Source organism: Bartonella jaculi, assembly GCF_039543045.1.
In the GTDB taxonomy this organism is placed as follows: domain Bacteria; phylum Pseudomonadota; class Alphaproteobacteria; order Rhizobiales; family Rhizobiaceae; genus Bartonella; species Bartonella jaculi.
Genome location: NZ_BAABIZ010000159.1, coordinates 1 through 798 on the forward strand (window position 1 = coordinate 1; position 798 = coordinate 798).

The following is a 798-nucleotide window of genomic DNA, read 5'->3' on the forward strand; positions in this document are numbered from 1 at the left end:
GAACGATTACAAATTATGCTTTCCTGTTCTTTTAAGGCAGTGAGTGGTGGATTTCGGCATTTGCCAATCCGATATATTATTGACCCCCCGCATGGCTTATTTGATGCGGCATTAGCACGACAGATTGCTATTCATATTTTGCATTATCAGTTTGAGGTTCCACGGCGGCGTATTGTCGCTATACAAGAACGGCAGCGGACTTCTATCTCTCTGTCACTCCAAGTGATTAATCGGCGATTAAAGGAGCCTGTCTTTGCTAGAGCCTATCGAAGATGGGCGGGGCGTGCGATGGATTTGTTTTTACGAGAAATGGACAAGGCGGTTGGATAATGGCACGTTTTCAAGAGATTGCTTTAGATTTGATTGTTGTACCGGAGCGTATACGCCCTGTTGATGATGAGCATGCCAAGGCGCTTGCCCAATCGATGGCACGAGAACGGTTGATGAATCCGATTACCGTGCGCCATACGCCCAATGCGAAAGAGGGGCATTATACGTTGATTGCGGGGGCGCATCGATTACGGGCGGCGGAGCTTTTAGGGTATAGCGCTATTGATGCGGTTGTGGTGCAAGCCGATAAAGAAAATGCTGCGCTTTTAGAGGTTGCAGAGAATTTGTTTCGCAATGAACTGTCAGTAATTGACCGCGCTTTGTTTGTGCAGACGTACCGCGAATTGTGGGAAAAGAAGTATGGGGAAATTAAGCGTGGTGGAGATGGTAGTAATCAATATAAGGTTAAAAAAGAGCAATTCGGTCAAGTTGACCGAATTGCTCAAACAAACGAAGATGCCTCTTCAA

General features: G+C 46.4%; 2 protein-coding genes. Both read left to right on the plus strand.

The genetic code is table 11. From position 1 onward, the window contains the following. Nucleotides 1-330 (plus strand): hypothetical protein (locus ABD915_RS09945; protein ID WP_345117801.1); only part of this gene is annotated, 330 nt, incomplete at its 5' end. Beyond that, the coding region (locus ABD915_RS09950; protein WP_345117803.1) for a ParB/RepB/Spo0J family partition protein at nucleotides 330-798 on the plus strand (469 nt) is incomplete at its 3' end. The genes ABD915_RS09945 and ABD915_RS09950, both read left to right, overlap by 1 nt.